The sequence below is a fragment of the Paenibacillus terrigena DSM 21567 genome (assembly GCF_000374845.1).
GTDB classification, from domain to species: Bacteria; Bacillota; Bacilli; order Paenibacillales; family Paenibacillaceae; genus Paenibacillus_K; species Paenibacillus_K terrigena.
Genome location: NZ_KB895419.1, coordinates 195,221 through 210,712, shown reverse-complemented (window position 1 = coordinate 210,712; position 15,492 = coordinate 195,221). Strand labels below are relative to the sequence as shown.

Genomic DNA, 15,492 nt, shown 5'->3' with positions numbered 1-15,492 from the left:
GCCACCTTAACGAAGTTAGTTGTCGATATCCCCTGCCCATAACGAGGATAAACGGAATGACTTGATAAATTTACGGATACTGTGTCCTGTCGAGGTCAGCCCCTTAGGCTCAGGCATTAGCATATCTTGGCTTAAGGTGTTCGATTGGTCCTTCGGGTGAATGGCGTAAAAATAAGGTTGCCCGAAGCTCGTCTGACGAATTAAATGGATCACCACCAAGAGAGACATAAAGACGATCCCAATGCTACCCCAGAAACCTGCAAGAATGACCATTGGGTAACGTACGAGCCTGAGTGTACTGCTCATAAAATAATTCGGTGTAGCAAAGGAGCCCAGCGCTGCAAGCGCAACGAGCATGATTAGAATGTTGCTCGTAAAGCCTGCTTGTACTGCCGCTTGTCCGATCACGATACCCCCAACAATACCCATCGTCTGACCGACCTTGGTAGGTAGCCTTGCACCAGCTTCCCGAAGCAATTCCATCGTAATCTCAAGAATTAGCGTCTCGAATAAGGGCGGAAACGGCACCTTTGATCTCGATTCAATGAGAGACACGAGTAAAGAAGATGGAATGATCTCATAGTGAAACGTTAATGCAGCCACATAGGCCGGTGTTAAATAGACCGAGATAAATAGTGCGAGCATCCGCAGGCAGCGGAGAAATGTCCCGATGCCCCAGCCCATATAGCGATCTTCCGTGGATAAGAAAAAATCCGTAAATTCCGTCGGACCGATAATCGCTAACTGACTTCCGTCAACGAGTATGATGATTTTTCCTTCAAGCAGCGAGTGACTAGCCAAGTCAACGCGCTCTGTTAACAACATCTGCGGAAAAATGCTGCTGTCGTTGTCTTGAATCATGTGTAGGAGTTCGGCGCTTCCGGTGACATCATTGTTCTGAAGCTGTTCGATCCGTTGTCGTACCACATTGACGCAGTTCTCTTCAACACGGTCCGACATGAACATCAGCCGAATGAGGGTATGCCGCTTATTCCCAAAGTGTAGCTCCTCATTCCGTAAAGATGGATCTGGAATCGATGAACGCAGTAACGCTGTACTGGTCTCAATCGACTCGGAAAAGGCGAGCATCGGGCCAAGGATCGTCGTCTCATTCTCGGGAGCGCCGATCTGCCGTTTCGGCAGATTAGCTACATTCGCGACGACTCCTATATCCGTTGTCGCGACATAAGCCCACCCCTTCATCATGAGAGGAATGGCCTCGTTCAACGATTCTAATGGCTTAACTTCTCCAACCGTCAATATTCGCATAAGGTCTTCAGAATTCGGAATCCATTTCACTTGCAGCAGCGGCGCAAGAATGAACTTGTTTAGCATATCTGTGTCCACAAGCTCAGGCAAATAACATACAGCCGTATTGGATGAAACGGCACGAATAACAATCTTCGTATGATCCTGAAATCGTAATGCGAATTGGTCTCGTAATGTGTCAACGAAGTCTGTCATTTCAATCCGCACCTTTCTTACCGACTTGGGAAAATCAGTTAAATTGTACCCATCTCAAGGACAAACCATACGGAAAGAAATGACAACACATCAAAACAACTGGGTTTCCTCAGAATCATTGCAGCTTGTAATCTCGCATTTCTTCCATTCGTTTATTTCGGAAGCTTGGCCTCTGCAGCATAAATGGCACTCCGAATCATCGTCTCCCATTCGTTTATTTTTTTCTGTGATGCATGAATTTGATATAGATCGCCAACGATTAATCTCAATTCTGTAGCTACCTTCACGGCATCCCCCTGCTTGACAGCTGCTTTATAACGTTTGTCAGCCTCAATTCTTTGTTTATTGAAATCTGTTATTTTTTTGTTCTCAGCTGTAATTTGTTTTTTTAGCGTTTTCACCGGTACTAAAATATCATTTACAATTTTGGCTTTATCGGACGCCTGCTTCTTCGCAGTTGTTAAAGCATCCTTTTTCAACATGATCTCCTGTCGTGCTGCAAGAACAGAAGCCTTCATACGGTTCCGCTTGAGTTCAAACAGAAGAACAGATTTATGATCTTTACGTTTCCTGGCTTCTGTTGCTTTCTTGCCAATATCAGTGTATTCCGCAAGCAAAGGTGCGAATTTCTTTCGACTCTTGTCTGCTTCCGTTTTCAACCTGTCGAGCTTCTCCTTGTCTATATGCTGGACTTGAATATTGATTTCTTTTAGCTTCTCATTGTTTTGCTTGCGCAGTACCTGAATTTGCTGCTTATCCTGTTTGTTGGTTAATTCTAAAGCGGAAAAGCTATCATGCAATTGATCAATGCTTGTTAACGCACTATCCCACCCAGTATCTGAAGCTTCTACAAATGGGGGTCTAACCAGGAACAGCAAGAAACATAAAATTAGAACTACTAGACCGATCTTATATCGGTTATATGCACCTCTTCTTTGCAACAAATCAATCATCTCCCTAACCTCATATGATTTACAAAAGAAGCGCAAAAAAGCACCCCACAAGAATGGCTTGATAGCCAATCCTGCGAGGTGCTTCGCCCGCACTCTTTCGATTTGATAATAGTATATATTCGAAGAGATGGAATGTCAACTAATTTTCGGAACGTGTGTTCTCATCGCTATTTCCTACATGGTTTGGAACGGAATTTGATAAAAGACGTTACGATCAGAATGAGCAGGACTGCAAGGCAAGTCCCTATGCTAATTCGGTTCTGACTGTCTAACAGGAACATGGTTGCAATAACAGCGAGACACAAAACTACAAATCCTGTTACATAAGGATATCCCCAAACCTTGAAGGTAGGCTTAACAGGATATTGCTTACGCAGCTTCAACTGGGATAAAGCGATACAAATCCAAACCAAAATCACAACGAATCCCGGAACAGCCATCAAAATACGGAAAAGCTGATCTTGTGCGATTAGCCCCAACAAGGAGCCGGCAAGCAAAATGACCGCACATAGCAAAAGCGTATTTACCGGAATACCCTTCCGGTTCGTCTTGGCTAGTGATTTAGGAGCTTCTCCTGCTGCAGCCAAGGAATATAGCATTCGTGATGCACCGTAAATACCAGAATTGGCCGCCGATAGAACAGCCGTGACCAGGATGAAATTCATAATATGAGCTGCGCCCGACAGCCCGGTCGCTGAAAGCACTTGTACGAATGGACTGCTCTCCGATCCCAACTGATTCCATGGAATTAAACCGCAGATAACCAGAATCGGCAGGGTGAAAAACAGAATGATTCGTAATATAAAATTACGAACCACCTTGGGTAATAAACGTTCAGCGTTCTCCGTTTCATTAAGAGTCAATCCGATCAGCTCAGACCCACCGTAGGAGAACATTACGACAAGCATTGCAGATAATACTGAAGTCCAGCCATTCGGAAAAAACCCTCCGGAATTCGTGAAATTTTGCAAATAAGGCGTATTATCACTTGGAATAATACCGAATATCAGACATCCACCCAACACGATAAAAATGATAATCATGGCAATTTTAATGCCCGCCAGCCAAAATTCAAATTCTCCAAAGGTACCTACGCTCATCAAATTAATAATAATAATAAAGGCGGCACAGACCAGACTTAGCAACCATAACGGCGCATCTGAGAACCAATATTGCAGAAAGCTGCCCGCAGCAATAACCTCTATAACACATACAGACAACCACATAAAGCAGTACATCCAACCCATAGTGAATGAGACCTTTTCTCCGAACGCTTCTCGGATAAAGTCCTTCATATTCCGATTTGGATATGCAGTCGCCATTTCTGTCATTGCAGCCATAACGACTAGCAGCAGCAATCCTGCAACTACATAGGATACGATAACCCCTGGACCTGCCAGTCCGATCGTTTCGGCGCTGCCTTTAAAAATTCCTGTTCCGATCACGCCGCCCATAGCCATAAAACTTATATGTCTAGGTTTTAATTTTTTTTGTAATGATCCCTCTGTTTGTCCCATCCATATCCTCCTGATGTGCAATTCATGTATGTTATTTAAAACGCATATACCAGTATAACCTTATTTGCAAATTTGTGAATATGCAGGATGTCGGATGATGTCAAAATGTAAACAAAATTTGCGTCCGTGTGATAGGTCTTTTAAAATGAATCAAATTTAAAATCTTGATCTAAGGCAATACATAATAACCATATATTCTTTCAGCGACTGGCTTATACACTTCCCATCGATATTCAAAATCAAATAAATCTTTGATTAACGTCCGATCCCATAATAAATTATCGAGCGGAGCGAGTATACTAGGTCTCTTATCGGTTGTGTTATGTTCTATGCCCTTATGTAGAATGTTGATGTCTATGGATCGTATAAAAAATGGATATTGGAGTCCCTCCACTTTAACTTCAATAATCCACTGTTCATCCATTAATTTCTCAAAAGCTTGGTTTCTCTGAAGACTTATTTGTCGATGATCAATTCTTAGAGCGTGGTGATGTTTTCATGGGACATATCAAATAAAATATCCCGTTAAGTCAGTGACTTAACGGGATCAATGAATTCGTTGTACGTTCCATATCTTTCGAGTTCTTACTGTATAATCTTGCTCGCCACAAACACAAGGTCCTCAATATCAATCTTCAAGTCTTTGTTCACATCCATATGTTTGACGCGTTCCCATTCCGGGCTTGTGGAAGTTGTACCGTAATTCGCTGCGATCATCGCTAAATCTCCGATACTTACCTTGCCGTCCTGGTTCACATCACCCGGTATGCCTGGATAGACGATCTCCGGCTTGATCAGAACAGAAATCGCAATAGGAGATGCCTTGGTTTCCATTCCTGTATCATCGCCCATTATGGCATCTTTGACTGAGATGGATGCTGCAGCGGCTTCTTCAACCCTGGCTGCCTTGAACTTCAGCTTCAATAGCTGTACATCACCCTTCATGCCATTTTCGGCTCCGTTACTTGCTATAATGAAGCGCAGTTTGCCAGGCTGGTCTTTGACGGTCGACACGAGGCTGATTCCATCCTTAGCTGGATCGGCAGAGATAAATTGGAACAACTTCGAATCGTACTCCATCGTCATGTCCAGCGCGTATACGCTCTGGGTTACGTCGCGAAGTCCGAACTTCATACCGAACTCCTTGCCGGATTCAACGCTGCTATCAGCCGTAAGTGTTGTTTCGGGTTGGTTGGATCCGGGTTCTTTGGCGTATGCCGTACTGTACTTGAGACTTTCATCAGATCCATCGCTTTGCACCGTGTAATAGATTCTTCCTGCTGCCAGGCCGAAATCCAACCCTTCAATCGTTAAGGTACCGTCTTTGGGAGCGACTTTCTCCGTTAATGCTTCCTTCACATCCAATGATTTGTATAATCGAACCGTCTGACCCTGACGAACGCGTTCCAGTACAACTTGATCCTGAGCTCCTTCCAGATTCTTAGCGGTTACGAAATGCATCATGATGTTCTCGGTTTTCGGCAAAGCTCCCCGCTCGAACATCTGCCATTCATAGATACGGATCGCTCCCCATGGGGATGAACCGCTATTATATACTTGAAGTTTGAATTCACGGGCTGTCACAGGCTGATCCAGGATAATATCTGTCACTGCGCTGTGATTATCACGAATCCGCTTGGCGCTGATCCAATTTCCTGATTCATCCTTGTACAGCAGCTCGAAATCAATCGTGTTCATGTCCTTGGCTTCACCGCCATATTCGGCATGCTCCACACGCCAACGGCGAATGGTCTTCGTCTCGCCAAGATCAATCGACATGTAACCGCTCTGTTTATTCGTAGCGCACCACTTACTGTTCCCTGTCGCTGTTCCATCCAGTGCCTTCGCAGCAGGCTCAGCTTCGTTCTCAGCCGATACCCCTGTTACTTTGGCGTGCAGCGCGACATTCGGCGAGGACGAATGGTCACTAATTTCCGTCGCTGAAGTGTCTATACCCCACTGGAATGCAACTTCAGTCGCTGTACCTCGTTTATAGTCCTGATTCACAGGCACAATTTGTAGCGTTCTGATATTATCTGGCGAAGCATTCGCAGCCGTTCTCGTCATATTCGATGCATAGAAGTGGGTATTCGGCGTGACACCAAGGAGTGTTGCAGCCCCATCCCCATTCTTTTGATAGACTTCGTAATGGAGCACGTTCGGCTTCGGCGACCAGCTCATACGAGCTTCCGCATCATAGGCGGTCCGTATCAGTTGCTCATCGATCTTGACATTCTCCGGTGCGGATAGTATTGGTGCGGTTGCATCATAGACAGAAATTTGGCCTAAATGAATCGCAGTATTCTCCAGGTTATCGGTATTACTAACACGAAGACTTAGGGCATACGCAGTTTTCCCCGATTCTCCGCCCAGGTCGATAACTGTCGATTGCCATCCTTCACCGGTCTTCGGCAGCGCATAATACTTCATCTGGTCCTGTGCATAATCCGCACTGTAAGCCACGCCAAGCGAAACATCGGCTCCCGCCTTGTTCTGATACACCAGTCGAACCTTTGTCTTGTCTGTGACCGGAAGCTTGGTACTGTACAGCATGACGTCATTCACGGAAGCCGCATTTAATGGACCGCTGAATTTGAGCGAATTCCCGCCGTTATAAGCCATATCAAAGTCATAGGATACATTGATTCTGCTTCCAACACTACGAATCCACCAGCGCCAGGTTGGCATAATATCTTGCACGGAGCGGTTGTTCCACTCTTGTGAACTGGCTATTTTTCCATCGGCAAAATATTGTTTTCCGTGTCCACTATTGAAATTGGTTGTAAAAGGTATCTCTTGAATGACCGATGAATCGGTTACAAATCGGGCCATCCCTTTCCAATTGGATGAATCGTCGGCAAGCGTTGGATCCCCTTGCGGACCTGTCCATAAATATTTCTCTTTCTCATGAAAGTCTGCTGGATTTGCGGCTATTCCCATCGTGGAGTTCGGTGTATAGAGAGCGATCGAAACTTTGGGTTGTTTCTGCTCATTGAGGAGTGGCGTTGTATTAATATTGGTATTATACGAATTCTGTTGGATTTCAAAGCCTGCATAAGCGTCATAAGGATCACGGTTATGACTTTTCATGGTGCTAACGGTTGTATTGATCTGACTCGTCCCCCAATTGTAGTTCAAGAAGAACTCGTCAACCGCATACGCCCCATCAGCAGCTGGCTTCACATACATATCGTTATTGCTATTGACTGCATTCTGGTAGGATACGTTACCATTATTGGACTGAGCATCATACCAACTAAACCGAAGGTTCGATTTCCGCTTGACGTACCGCATCATTTCATTCATACGCTCTGCCGTCGCCTTGCTCACACCATAGGTCTCTTGGTTCATGAAATAACCGTCAAACCCGTAGTATTGAGCAACTTCGATCATTTTGTCCGCCACGGGGAACGTTCCATCCGGACTTTGCTGCGTGAATGCCGTGACCTCGGCCAGTGCGCCAGGGGTTCCGGAGCCCCATGGGAATCCGACGGTTGCGTAGACAGGTACACCATTGCGATGCGCAGCATCGACGATGTCCGGGGATGGGATGGCGAAAATGCCTTCATTGGTTCCTGCCCAATAAATATAGGAATCTAACAGCTGCCAGTTATCAAATGCATAGACATTGAACTCATTGCTGCCGACGGAGCTTGCTTCATCATGATTCCATGTGGTGATTGCAGCCGAGGTAATGCCTGCCTGTGGATGTGCAAGTGGGTTTATCTGAGAGCCTTTGAATCGTTTCGTGTTCAAGGGGATGCTTGCGCGGTTCAAATCTGCGTCTGGATCGGTATTCGGAGACCATCGCAGTAGGGTTTCAACTCGGAAAGCCGGTGCTAATGGCTGAAGGCTCAACCGATCTGCATAATTCTCATTAATGACATCCGTTCCGTCTCCATTCACTGCGGCATAAGCCTCGGGTGTTATCATACTAACGACAAGAGGGAGTAGTAATACAAAAGATAAAATACGCTTATATCTAGCATTTTTATTTTTCATGTATTCCTCCTAGAATTGTATAAGATGCTTCCAACGCATCGAATCAATATGTACGAGCAGACTGTTCCTCCCTTCTATCGGCCTTAGCTACATATTAATCGATGTAAGCACTTTCATCTACTAAAAAATTTGGAGACATTAACTTCTTCCATAGAAAAGAGCCCCTTCCAGCGTTGAGGCTCCTCATGTACTCGTATTCTCGGAATAACGAAACACAGGTATCCATTGACTCCCACATGACTTCGATAGAGCCCATGTTGTACGTCGACAGCAAAGTATTCCTGTAACACGTACATGAATGAGCCCCGAATCAATCCGGGGCTCTCGTTATCTGATCTTATCCTAGCATGGCAGCTTGCCGCTTGTAATGATCTTCCAACACCAAACATGCCATCGCTTCGACGACGGGCACGATCCGCGGACAAATGCATGGATCATGTCTACCTTCCGTCTTAATCTCTTGTTCCTCTCCCTTGACGTTGATCGTTCTCTGAGGTACAGAAATCGAGGAAGTCGGTTTTACGCTGATCCGAAATACGATCTCCTGCCCGGTACTAATCCCACCAATAATTCCGCCGGAATGATTACTTAGAAAGCCGCCGCTGCTCATCGCGTCATTATGCTCACTTCCCAGCATGGAAGCAGCTGCGAATCCCGCTCCGAATTCGATGCCTTTGACCGCGCCAATCGAGAGCATGGCCTTGGCGAGCTCGGCATCTAACTTATCGAATACCGGTTCCCCAAGACCGGGATTCACCCCACGAATCCGGCATTCTACGATGCCTCCGCAGCTGTCGCCAATCAGGGCCAACTGCTCAATCTTACGAACCATTTCAGCACTTGCTATGGGATCACAGGCGCGCACAGCATTCTGTTCAATGGCTCCTTCGTCGAAAGTCTGGCAAGCAATCCCCCCGATCTCACGGGTATAGGCCACCACCTGTACTCCTCTGTTCTCTAGCATTTTACGGGCCACAGCACCACCAGCAACTCTCGCAGCTGTCTCTCGTCCCGAAGCGCGTCCACTCCCCCGATAATCCCGAATGCCGTATTTCTGCAAATACGTAAAATCCGCGTGTCCTGGTCGAAAGGCGTGCTGGATATCATCGTATGCACTAGGATTCATGTCATGGTTATGCAGCATGATCGCGAGTGGCGTTCCCGTTGTTCTGCCCTCAAATACACCAGATAAAATCTGAATCTTATCATATTCTTTGCGAGGTGTTGTCACGGAGGATTGACCAGGCTTCCGTCTGTCCATCTGTCGCTGAATATACGTTTCGTCGATCTCGGCGCCAGGCGTCACACCATCCACGATGACACCGACCGCCGCACCATGAGACTCGCCAAAGGTTGTTATTTTGAACATCTCACCGTAAGTGTTCCCTGCCATTTGCAATACGCCCCCTCGTTCAATATGTGATGTCTACACCGAGTGCAGACAATCGTTCAAAATAATCTGGACAGGTCTTCGACACGCACCCTGGATCCATAATCCGTATATTCGGTACCCTTAGACCAATCAAGGAAAGCGACATCGCCATCCGATGGTCGTCATGCGAATCGAGTAAAGCCGTAGACGGCTGGCCTGGATATATGGTTAAGCCATCGTGATGCTCCTCTACCCGAATACCGAGTTTGCTTAGCTCCTTACAGATCGCGGCAATACGATCACATTCATGATGCCTAATATGCGCAGCATCTTTCAGTGTAATCGGTCCATCGGCAAAAGGAGCCATCGCTGCGATCGTTAGCGTCTGATCCGACCACTTCTTCATACTCATGGTAAAGCCACCTTTGAGCTGGCTCGGGCCTTGCACTTCGACAAAGCTGTCGCCACGGAGAACGCTGCATCCCATAAGCTCTAATGCATCTAAGATTTCAATGTCTGGTTGACTCGCGTTCTGCGCGTTCACCCCTTCAATCCGAATGCACCCTGATGTCAGTGCTGCGGTGGCCCAGAAATAACAGCATGTAGAAATGTCTGACTCAAGCAAATAAGACTGCCCTTGATAATGTCCTGTAGGAATCACGATGGATTGCCCGTCATTGGATATTTCTGGTGTTACCCCAAAGGAAGCCATCATATCGAGTGTCATTTGGACATAGTCCCGTTGAACGACTTCACCATCAATGTGTAGGGTGATCTGTTCAGTAGCGTAAGGAGCAGCTAATAGCAGCCCGCTTATAAATTGGCTGGATGTAGAGCCTGGCAGATGGACTTCTCCACCTTGTAGACCTTTTGCTTGGAGCGTAAAGGGTACACAACGTTCGGACTGCTGATAATCAAATTGCGCACCTAAGCTCGTCAAAGCACTTAGCAATGGGGAGAGCGGCCTTTCGCTCATTCGTTTACTCCCTTTCAAGGTCCAGGCTCCATGACCTACGGCTAGCGCTCCGGGCAAAAATCGCGCCACCGTTCCTGCAGCACCGACATATAGTTCACCTGCATTGTTCGGCCATCCCCCTCCTGTGCCCTCGACATATGCGGTCTCACCATCAATGACGACCTTTACACCAAGCTTCGTTAACGAATCGATGCACCAATACGAATCATCGCTTTTTAAGATTCCTTGAAGTTGTGATTTTCCGTCAGCAAGTGATGCAATGATCAATGCTCGATTCGTTAGACTTTTACTCCCTGGTACACGAATGCTCCCTTTCACGGGTGATCTAGGAGGATTGATCCTCACTTCTTGTTTATCGTTGTGGGTCGACCACGGGGAACGTGCTTCCCAGTCCGGCTGATTTAATATCATTTCCGTCCACCTCTTTTGTTTTATCGGTTAATACCGATTATAATAAGGAAGATGAAATAAGTGAAATCGGAATTTTATCCTATAGTCATAGAGGTGATCTATATCATGATGAATCTCGAATGGTATCGTATCTTTCTGCATACAGCCCAATGTAGAAATTTAACGAAAGCCGCGCAGCAGCTCCATATTACGCAGCCCTCTGTGAGCTATGCGATAAAACAAATGGAAGAGGCGCTCGGACTGAAATTGTTCCATCGACAATCCAAAGGTGTGGAACTCACGGAAGAAGGAAGAGCATTGCTCCAATATGTGGAGCAATCGTTTGCGATGCTGGATTCAGGTCAGAAACATCTTCATAATCTGAAGCAGCTGCACGAAGGAGAAATCCGTATCGGCGCGAGTGATTCACTTATCAAACATCTGTTGTTGCCCCAGTTGAATGCTTTTCATCAAGCATATCCGGGCATTCGCATTCGTCTGTCTCATGGGAAGACACCCGAAATCACACAGCGCCTCATAGAAGGCGAGATCGACTGTGGCGTCTTACACATGCCCATTCAAGAGCCAAAGTTACATATTCAACCGCTAGCTGTGCTGGAGGATTGTTTTGTCGTTGGGGAGGCGTATCAGGAGCTCGCAGATCGATTGCTTACAACGGAGGAACTTGCAGAGCTGCCGTTGATTTTGCTATCTGAGGGGAGTAGTACGAGGATCTTCATCGAACAATGGTTTGCGGATAAAGGGTGCTTGGTCAAGCCAGATATCGAGCTCGGGAGCGTTGACTTACTCGTTGAATTTGCAAGATTAGGATACGGGGCCGCTTTCATTAGTCGTTCATTCGTACATGAAGAACTTCTACGTGGCAAGCTGTTTGAACTGAGGCTCATCGACCCCCTCCCCCCTCGTAGCATAGGCTTTACTGTGAGAAGAGACATGAAATTATCTGTTGCAGCGGAAAGTTTCGTTCAGCTTCTACGTACGTCTTCGGAAGGAATATAATTTTCAGAACGCCAAAAGATCACCATCCTCCTAACAAAACAGGGAGTTGGCGATCTTTTCGCTGTAACGCTTCTATCTACCGTTTCGCTGCATATTTCCGCATGTCGAAGGCAACCGCTGCCACAATAATGGAGCCTTTAATGATGAGCTGCCAATACGGACTTACGCCGATAAAAGTCAAACCATAGTTAATAACGGTGAAGATGAGTACGCCTGTGACAACGCCGGGCACCGTTCCAATCCCGCCTGTCGTCGATACGCCGCCGACAACGCAAGCTGCAATCGCATCGAGTTCATACATATTACCGTAGTTATTCGTTGCCCCGCCTGTACGCGCCGCTTCGAGTACACCCGCCAAGCCGTATAATGCGCCTGCAATCGAGTAAATATAGATTAGATTTCTGCCCACGTTAATACCAGATACTTTGGCTGCTTGCTGATTACCGCCTATGGCGTACATATTTTTACCCAGCTTTGTTTTGTTAAAGACCACCCAGACAAAGATCGATACGATGATCGCGATGAGTACAATATTCGGGATTGAGACACCGCCGAATCCGAAGCTTCCTGTACCGAAGATTTTCGTAAAGTCTCTACGAAGTCCACCTATCGGTTGCGAGTTATTCGGATCCATATCGAAATAAAGCGAGTTCACGCCATAGACCGCGACCATGGTGCCTAACGTTGCAATGAACGGCGGGACTTTGAATTTGGCCACAATGACCCCGTTGATCAGTCCGAAGATGAGACCGACCAGAATAGCTAACCCAATAGGGAGGAGAAAATTGATCTCCCCGAGATTCGGAAAGAATCTGCGTGAATAATCCGTCACCTGCAGCATAGAAGCGGACACGACTGCGGTAAGTCCAACAATTCGACCTGCGGAGAGGTCTGTTCCGCCTGTAATTAATATAAATGCAACGCCGAGCGCGATAATAATCCGTGTGGACGATTGATTCAAGACATCTCGAAGCGGATTCAGCCCGAGGAATGATGGATCATAGATTGCGATGGCCACAATCAGAAGGACTAGTACAATATAAATGGCGTTCTGTGATATGAAGCTCTGAATTCGTTTGGTTTCCATACTTCGCTCTCTCCCTTACACACACTAGTGCTGTGCAGCTAACCGCATAATTTCTTCTTCTGACGCTTGCTCCCTATCGACTATTCCCGTTAATTTCCCTTCACACATCACCAGGATCCGATCTGACATCCCGATCAATTCTGGCATCTCCGAAGAGATCATAATGATGCTCTTACCTTGCTTAGCAAGCTCCACAATGATGGAATAAATCTCGTATTTCGCTCCGACATCAATTCCCCGCGTCGGTTCATCTAAGAGCAGAATTTCAGGCTCTGTCAGCAACCAACGCGCGAGCAGGACTTTCTGCTGATTCCCGCCAGACAGATTCATGATTAATTCCTTCGTGGACGGCGTTTTTGTACGTAATTTCTCGACCATCGCATCAACATCAACGCGCTTCTTCTTCTCATTCAAGAGCAGATACGGCCTTTGGTATTTATCGATATTCGCAATTGCGGCATTCTCATGGACTGATAACACAGGAAAGATACCAGTCACTCTTCGTTCTTCCGTTAACAAGGCCATGCCATGCTTCTTTGCAACCTCGGGAGACTTGATCTGCACCTGCTGCCCATTCATTCGAATAGATCCCGATTCAATCTCACGAAGGCCGAACAGCGCCTCTATCAATTCTGTCCGCTGGGCTCCAACAAGTCCGCCGATACCTAGAATCTCCCCTCGCCGCAGATCAAAGCTAATATCCTTGAATGATTTTGGTAGCGGTGAAGTCAGCCCCTTCACTTGAAGCAGGACTTCCCCAGGAACATGTTCCCGTTCTGGATATCGATTCGTCAGATCCCGTCCTACCATTTTCGAAATGATCAAATCCGTGGTTAAATCTGCTGCTGGCCACGTACCAATTTTGTTGCCATCACGCATAATCGTCACTTCATCGGAGATTCTCAGAATCTCCTCCATCTTGTGCGAGATATAGATGATCGCGACCCCTTGCTCCCGGAGTCCTCGTATAATCCGGAACAATTGCTCCACTTCGACATCGGTTAGCGATGAAGTCGGTTCATCCATCACGATGATTCGCGATTGGAATGAGACCGCTTTCGCGATTTCCAAGGACTGCACCTTTGACACGGATAACGAATGAACCATCGTATCGGGTGATAGATCAATATCCAATCCACGGAATAAATCCCTGGTATCCTGTGCCATTTTACGATGGTCAATAAATTGAATCGGTCCGAACCCGCGCGTCGGAAATCTGCCAAGCCATAAATTTTCCATCACGTTCCGATATGGAACCGGATGTAATTCCTGATGAATCATCGAGATGCCAAGACTTAAGGCGATCTTCGAATTCGGTATTACAACAGGTTTACCCTCGAGTATGATTTCTCCGCCATCTGGCGAATAGATCCCGAATAGGCATTTCATTAACGTTGATTTCCCCGCTCCATTTTCTCCCATTAAGGCATGGACGCTGCCCGGTCGCACTTGAAGTGTGACCTGATTCAATGCTTTGACGCCAGGGAACTCTTTAACAATGTTGTTCATTTCGAGCACATATTCATTCTGTGGCATCCCTATTGCCTCCTATATCCGAAATGAAGAGGAGAAGCCTCGACATTCGAGACATTCATCCTCCTCAGCATGAAATTGCGCTATAAGATCGAACGAAAGCTTACTTCGCGTCGGCCATATTGTCTTTCGTAATTTTCTTATAGGAAATCCAGATGTATTGGTTGTCTGTAATATCAAATCCGACATTCTCTTTGGATGGCTTCTCGCCTTTGGCTAGAACACTCGCGAGAGTAATCGATGCTTTCCCTTGATTCTTCGCATCATTCAATACGGTACCAAGCAGCGTTCCTTGTTCAAGCGCTTGGAGAGCTGGTGCTGTCGCATCGACGCCTACAACAGGCATGAACTTATTGTCTTTGAAGTAGCCGTTCGCTGTAAGAGCTTCAATCGCACCTAGCGCCATGTCATCGTTATTGGCGAGCACCGCTTCGATTTTATCCCCTTGAGACGCGAGGAATGCAGCCATTTTCTCTTGCCCCTTCACACGATCCCACATCGCTGTATCTTCAGCGAGCTTCTCGACTTTGATGCCTGCATCCTCAATCGCTTGCACCGAGAACTTCGTCCGCAGCTCTGCGTCTTGGTGCCCTGGCTCGCCTTTTAACATGACATATTGCAGGACGCCGTCCTTGTTCTTATCCGCTTCTGGATGTGCTTTCCAATAATCCACGATCAGCTGACCAGACATGGTGCCGGATTCTTCCGCTTTCGCGCCAACATAGTAGACTTTATCCCATTTCTTCATATCTTCGGGGAGCGGTTCACGATTCAAGAAGACGACAGGAATATCTTTCGGCTTTGCTTTGTCAATGATGACACCTGCAGCCGTTCGGTCTACTGGATTAATGACAAGCGCTTTGGTATTCTTCGTAATGAAGAGATCCACTTTGTCGTTCTGCGTAGGCTGCGAGTTCTGGCTGTCTACAATTTCAACTTGGGCAATCCCTTTGGCACTTGCTTCGATCGCGTTCCGAACCCCTGTCATGAACGTATCATCGAATTTGTAGATCGCCACCCCGACTTTTGGTTCGCTTCCGCTGTCCCCGCCTTCTTTACTACCCGTTGAACAACCACTAATCACCGTAACGAATAGAGCACTGGCTAATAACATCGACGTTAACTTCTTCATCTCTGTAGACCTCCTCCATATTCAAATCCATTTGACTACGCTTACA

General features: G+C 46.6%; 11 protein-coding genes. 1 reads left to right on the top strand and 10 read right to left on the bottom strand.

Features of this window, described 5'->3' with window-relative positions; translation table 11 throughout:
• Positions 1 to 15: 15 nt before the first annotated feature.
• The 7 genes from C558_RS0121055 to aroA all read right to left on the bottom strand — a co-directional run bounded on the left by C558_RS0121055 (position 16) and on the right by aroA (position 10,695).
• The gene (locus C558_RS0121055; RefSeq protein ID WP_018758281.1) at positions 16 to 1,464 is read right to left on the bottom strand and encodes a spore germination protein; all 1,449 of its coding nucleotides are present in this window, start codon (positions 1,462 to 1,464) and stop codon (positions 16 to 18) included.
• Between the two features lie 152 nt (positions 1,465 to 1,616).
• Positions 1,617 to 2,417, bottom strand: coding sequence for a hypothetical protein (locus C558_RS0121050; protein ID WP_018758280.1), 801 nt, complete (start codon positions 2,415 to 2,417; stop codon positions 1,617 to 1,619).
• Between the two features lie 167 nt (positions 2,418 to 2,584).
• Positions 2,585 to 3,934, bottom strand: coding sequence for an amino acid permease (locus C558_RS0121045; protein ID WP_018758279.1), 1,350 nt, complete (start codon positions 3,932 to 3,934; stop codon positions 2,585 to 2,587).
• A gap of 169 nt (positions 3,935 to 4,103) precedes the next feature.
• Entirely contained in the window at positions 4,104 to 4,394 is a 291-nt protein-coding gene (locus C558_RS0121040; RefSeq protein WP_281167139.1) for a DNA glycosylase AlkZ-like family protein, read from the bottom strand.
• 125 nt (positions 4,395 to 4,519) lie between these two features.
• Positions 4,520 to 7,936, bottom strand: a complete 3,417-nt coding sequence (locus tag C558_RS31565; RefSeq protein WP_018758277.1) for an endo-beta-N-acetylglucosaminidase — start codon at positions 7,934 to 7,936, stop codon at positions 4,520 to 4,522.
• 337 nt (positions 7,937 to 8,273) lie between these two features.
• The gene (gene aroC / locus C558_RS0121030) at positions 8,274 to 9,329 is read right to left on the bottom strand and encodes a chorismate synthase (protein WP_018758276.1); all 1,056 of its coding nucleotides are present in this window, start codon (positions 9,327 to 9,329) and stop codon (positions 8,274 to 8,276) included.
• A gap of 19 nt (positions 9,330 to 9,348) precedes the next feature.
• On the bottom strand, positions 9,349 to 10,695 hold the full coding sequence (gene aroA, locus C558_RS0121025; protein WP_018758275.1) for a 3-phosphoshikimate 1-carboxyvinyltransferase: 1,347 nt from the start codon (positions 10,693 to 10,695) through the stop codon (positions 9,349 to 9,351).
• Positions 10,696 to 10,800: 105 nt separating this feature from the next.
• On the opposite strand from aroA, the gene C558_RS0121020 reads away from it, so the two are divergent.
• Entirely contained in the window at positions 10,801 to 11,694 is an 894-nt protein-coding gene (locus C558_RS0121020) for a LysR family transcriptional regulator (protein WP_018758274.1), read from the top strand.
• 76 nt (positions 11,695 to 11,770) lie between these two features.
• Here the strand turns inward: C558_RS0121020 and mglC are convergent, their stop codons facing one another.
• The 3 genes from mglC to C558_RS0121005 all read right to left on the bottom strand — a co-directional run bounded on the left by mglC (position 11,771) and on the right by C558_RS0121005 (position 15,446).
• Positions 11,771 to 12,781, bottom strand: coding sequence for a galactose/methyl galactoside ABC transporter permease MglC (gene mglC / locus C558_RS0121015; RefSeq protein WP_018758273.1), 1,011 nt, complete (start codon positions 12,779 to 12,781; stop codon positions 11,771 to 11,773).
• Between the two features lie 24 nt (positions 12,782 to 12,805).
• Positions 12,806 to 14,317, bottom strand: coding sequence for a sugar ABC transporter ATP-binding protein (locus tag C558_RS0121010; protein WP_018758272.1), 1,512 nt, complete (start codon positions 14,315 to 14,317; stop codon positions 12,806 to 12,808).
• Positions 14,318 to 14,417: 100 nt separating this feature from the next.
• Positions 14,418 to 15,446, bottom strand: a complete 1,029-nt coding sequence (locus C558_RS0121005) for a galactose ABC transporter substrate-binding protein (RefSeq protein ID WP_018758271.1) — start codon at positions 15,444 to 15,446, stop codon at positions 14,418 to 14,420.
• Positions 15,447 to 15,492 lie beyond the last annotated feature (46 nt).